The sequence below is a fragment of the Ectobacillus sp. genome (assembly GCF_056992975.1).
The window spans coordinates 1-4,462 of sequence record NZ_JBXKMX010000232.1 but is presented as its reverse complement, the minus strand read 5'-3'; the positions used below and the strand labels follow the sequence as shown (position 1 = coordinate 4,462).

The 4,462-nt window shown below is 36.6% G+C and carries 6 protein-coding genes; 3 read left to right on the top strand and 3 right to left on the bottom strand.

Going from position 1 to position 4,462, the window contains the following annotated elements; translation table 11 throughout:
- Positions 1-361, bottom strand: a 361-nt coding sequence (locus AC11ZT_RS10795) for a PhnD/SsuA/transferrin family substrate-binding protein (protein ID WP_484059594.1), incomplete at its 3' end; no start/stop codon positions are given.
- Between the two features lie 204 nt (positions 362-565).
- On the opposite strand from AC11ZT_RS10795, the gene AC11ZT_RS10790 reads away from it, so the two are divergent.
- On the top strand, positions 566-2,155 hold the full coding sequence (locus tag AC11ZT_RS10790; protein WP_484059596.1) for a bifunctional metallophosphatase/5'-nucleotidase: 1,590 nt from the start codon (positions 566-568) through the stop codon (positions 2,153-2,155).
- A gap of 71 nt (positions 2,156-2,226) precedes the next feature.
- Here AC11ZT_RS10790 and AC11ZT_RS10785 read toward each other — a convergent pair whose 3' ends face one another.
- A complete protein-coding gene (locus AC11ZT_RS10785; RefSeq protein ID WP_484059595.1) occupies positions 2,227-3,072 on the bottom strand; it encodes a YitT family protein in 846 nt (281 codons plus the stop codon).
- Between the two features lie 64 nt (positions 3,073-3,136).
- Positions 3,137-3,463 (bottom strand): YnfA family protein, encoded by a 327-nt coding sequence (locus tag AC11ZT_RS10780; RefSeq protein ID WP_484059593.1) that lies wholly within the window; start codon positions 3,461-3,463, stop codon positions 3,137-3,139.
- A 295-nt stretch (positions 3,464-3,758) separates the two neighbouring features.
- Between AC11ZT_RS10780 and AC11ZT_RS10775 the strand changes: the two genes are divergently transcribed.
- Together AC11ZT_RS10775 and AC11ZT_RS10770 are read left to right on the top strand one after the other, a co-directional pair.
- Positions 3,759-4,184 (top strand): hypothetical protein, encoded by a 426-nt coding sequence (locus AC11ZT_RS10775; protein ID WP_484059592.1) that lies wholly within the window; start codon positions 3,759-3,761, stop codon positions 4,182-4,184.
- A gap of 1 nt (position 4,185) precedes the next feature.
- Positions 4,186-4,462: FAD:protein FMN transferase (locus AC11ZT_RS10770; RefSeq protein ID WP_484059591.1), on the top strand; the 277-nt coding region annotated here is incomplete at its 3' end.

Here is a 4,462-nt window from a genome sequence, read left to right as displayed (position 1 = left end):
CTTGAAGTGCTACGTTTGCTGCTTTCTTATCATGCGCTAAAACGTAAGCAGTTGGAGGTAAAAATCCAACATCTACTTGTTTAGATGCCATCGCTTCAATGATAGTGTTATAATCAGTTGAAACGCTAACTTTTACCGGAATACCTAACTTATCACTTAATAATTTTTCGAGCGGCTTTGCTTTTGCTTCTAGTGTATCTGCACTTTGTGATGGTACAAATTGAACTGTTAAAGACTTAGGGACATAACCTTGTTTTGCAGGCTGTGTGCTTGCTGCACTGTTTTCTTTTGTGCCACATCCAGCTAGAATTCCAGCTGTTAAAGCAAGAGTAGCACCAATTGTAATGATCTTCTTAAACATGGTTTTACCTCCGTATATGACAATTTTATGAATAATTTAATACTAGAAAGAAGTATATCATTCAATTTCCATAAAACTACTAAATAAATGATATTATTACATTAATTACACATTTTATTTACATTTTTTATGTATTGTTCAAATAAAAATAGTTCATCCTTTACCTTTACTTTTCAACGATTAAAAGGGGGCATATCAGTGAGCATGCACAAGCAAGTGCAACTGACAATTTTGGAAACTAGTGATATTCACGGTAACATTTATCCGATTACTTATAGCGACAATCACCCAGAAGACGTTGGCATTGCAAAAATCGCCACGCTTATTAAACGAGAACGGTCTCTTCATAAAGAGGTAATTGTTATTGATAACGGAGATCTTATTCAAGGAACTCCGCTGACATATCATTATGCGAAATCTATGCTTCAAAAAGAAAATCCAATGTCTCTTGTTTTAAATTATATTGGCTACGATGCAGCCATAATTGGTAATCACGAATTTAACTATGGTATGGACGTATTGATGCATGCTATCAGTTCTTCCAACCATCCCTATCTATGTGCAAATATTTTAGATGCACAAACGAGCGAGCCATACTTTGGAACACCCTATATCATAAAAAAAATACAGCCGGATATTACAATTGCCATCCTTGGCGTTACCACTCATTACATTCCGAATTGGGAAAATCCCAGCTATATTGCAGACTTATCCTTTGAAGATGCTCTGAAATCCACAAAAAAATGGGTTCAATACATACGTGAAAAAATAAATCCTGATTTACTCATCGTTTCCTATCATGGCGGGTTTGAAAGAGATTTAAAGACGGGTGAACCAACAGAAAAACTCACTGGTGAAAATCAAGGATATGCTATTTGTCATGAAATTGATGGAATTGATGTCCTTCTTACTGGTCATCAGCATCGTACCATTGCAGGCGAAAAATTAAATGGTGTAGCCATTTTGCAACCAAGCTTTAATGGTCATGGGCTAGGAAAGGTGTCTGTAACTTTCGAACATAATGGTACGGAGTGGAACGTAACACAGAGTCAGTCAGAGCTACTTTCTACAAAGGATGTTGTACCAGATGAAGAAATATTGAAATTGACTTCTTCTTATGAAGAAATCACACAACAATGGCTGGATCAACCGATTGGAAAAATCGAAGGGGATATGAGTATAACAGACGCAATGCAAACACGTATGCAGGATAATGCTGTCATTGAGTTTATTAATAAAGTACAAATGGACATTGCGAATGTAAATATTTCAAATACTGCCCTTTTTCACAATCATTCAACAGGTTTTCCTACGAACATTACAATGCGTGATATCGTATCAAATTATATCTACCCCAATACATTAAAGGTCATTCGAATTACTGGTCATGATATTAAAGATGCATTGGAGCAATCTGCGGACTATTTCCTACTAGATGAAGAACAGAATATCGTCGTGAATCCAGCATTCATGGAGCCAAAGCCACAACACTACAATTATGACATGTGGGAAGGAATTTCCTACGTTTTGAACATTGCAAAGCCAGTTGGCAACCGTGTCCAACAGCTAGAATACGAGGGGAAACCACTTAATCTCGAAGAAGAATTTGATGTTGTGATGAATAACTACCGTGCTGGAGGCGGGGGAAATTACACCATGTATCAAAATAAGCCTATTATAAAAGACATTCCAATGGATATGGCAGAGCTTATTACAAACTATATTCTAGAAAGAAAAACTGTACAGGCTACCGTAAATCATAACTGGAAGGTAGTTGCAGATGATTCGCTTTAGTAAACCTCTTCATCTGATGAACATAAGAAAAGAAACAGGAATGGCAAATGAAAAGCCATTCCTGCTTCTTTTTAATGAATCCCTTTCTTCTTAAAACGGCCGCCCCGTACTTCTGCAATATTTGCTACAGCTAAGAAGGCATTTGGATCTTTTTCCTCAACAATTGATTTAAGCTTTGCTTCTTCTAATCTTGAAATAACAGCAAAAATAACTTTCTTATCATCACCTGTATAAGCACCCTCGCCGCTCAAGTATGTAACACCACGACCTAACCGAGCTAAGATTGCCTCGCCAATTTCTTGATGATGATCACTAATAATCCAAGCAGATTTAGACTCGTCAAGACCTAGAATTACCACATCAATCGTACGAAATGCAATGAAATATGCCATTAATGAATACATTGCTCTATCCCATCCGAAAATAAATCCTGCACTTCCAAGAATAAAGATATTAAAAAACATGATAATTTCTCCGACTGAAAACGGAACTCTACTATTAATTAATATGGCCGTGATTTCCGTTCCATCTAAGGATCCACCATTTCGAATCACTAATCCAACCCCGATCCCTGCTAGAACACCGCCAAAAACAGTTGCTAGTAAAATATCTCCCGTTAGTTTGGGAACTGTATGTAATAATCCTGTACTTATTGAAAGTACGATAATCCCGTATAAAGTGGAAACTGCAAATGTTTTCCCGATTTGCTTATATCCAATAAAGAAAAAAGGAAGATTAATAATAAAGATAAAAACCCCGAGAGGTAACCCCGTTATATGGGCAAGCATAATTGAAATACCCGTTATTCCCCCATCAATTACATTGTTTGGAATAAGAAAAACTTCAAGTCCGACTGCCATTAATATAGCACCTATCGTAACAAAAAATGCCCGCTTTGCTACATTACGTATCGGCATACCTTTACGTTTTACCTTTATTTGCAGCTGCTCTTCTACATTCAAATCTACTCCTCCTTAACTATTAATGGCGTGGTCCCCCTAACATAATACCAACACCAATAACACACATACTTGCTCCAATCCAATCATAGAGATCTGGCACCTTACGATCGACCACCCATCCCCATAAAAGAGATAAGACAATAAAAACCCCACCATACGCCGCGTATACACGTCCAAAATATGGAAACGATTGGAAAGTAGGAATAATTCCATATACAATAAGAATGATTCCACCAATTAAACCATAACTAACCGCATAGCCTTCTCTAAGCCATAGCCAAATTAAATATCCACCACCAATTTCAGCAAGTCCGGCTACAATAAATAAAAGAAAGGACTGAGCCATCTCTGAACACCCCTTCTACTTTTTTCATGTATACTACAATTTATTTTCTTTAGAGATACCCATATTTTTATACACTTCATACTTTAGCCTTTCTTGAAAAACGAAAACATTTTATACCCTATTCTTCCATTATACAAACATCTGCAAAAAGTTAAAAATAAATTGTTACATACTTTTTTGTCCAAAACGCCAATGACTTTTTTAAAATTTTTCATTAGGGTTAAGGTTATTTTAAGAATTAGCCCTTATTATACAATATATAAACAATACAAATACAAAAAAGGAGCACAATACCATGAGCCAAAAAACATTGATTACTTGGGGTGTTAGAATAAGCAGTGTTTCTCTTGTCGCAGGAATGGTTTCTTATTTAGGATATACAAGTACGATTGCACAAAATAATGTTGGGGTACAACAAGGGGAAGCAACCTCTACACCTTCCCAAGATTCTGATGATGTCCCTGCACCTGATACGAACGCTAAATCAGATAATAATTCATCCGTTACACCACCTGACACAAGTAGTAATAGCAGTTCTAGTAGCTGGAATTCAGACAATGGGAATTCAAACAGTAATAATTCAAGTAACAACAATTCTAGCAGTAACAATTCTAATAGCTACTCTAGTAACAGCAATTCTAGCAGCAGCGTAAGTCCTTCACAAGGATATAGTGCTCCTTCTCATAGTAAGAGATACAGTTCCACAACCGGGGGTTCATGATATGAACAAGTATTCCTTTCATGCGATGAGTACAACAGTTGAACTGGGAATTGTTTCCTATTTAGATTCTGAAATTCTTCGTCAAGTGGAGATTTGGCTAGACGCAATTGAAAATACATGCAGTCGATTTCGACCAGACAGTGAGCTTTCTCAGCTAAACGAGCATGTAGGCGAAGAAAGAGAAGTTTCCTTTTCCCTCTTTCAAATCTTAGAAAAGGCTGAGGAGTTTTACAAGGATACAGATGGAATATTTAATCCAGGCATACTATCAACCTTAG

What these genes read in the sequence shown, in the direction of transcription:
- AC11ZT_RS10780 (WP_484059593.1), bottom strand. Translation starts at nt 3,463, where the DNA reads ATGGCTCAGTCCTTTCTTTTATTTATTGTAGCCGGACTTGCTGAAATT.
- AC11ZT_RS10775 (WP_484059592.1), top strand. Translation starts at nt 3,759, where the DNA reads ATGAGCCAAAAAACATTGATTACTTGGGGTGTTAGAATAAGCAGTGTT.
- AC11ZT_RS10785 (WP_484059595.1), bottom strand. Translation starts at nt 3,072, where the DNA reads ATGCCGATACGTAATGTAGCAAAGCGGGCATTTTTTGTTACGATAGGT.
- AC11ZT_RS10790 (WP_484059596.1), top strand. Translation starts at nt 566, where the DNA reads ATGCACAAGCAAGTGCAACTGACAATTTTGGAAACTAGTGATATTCAC.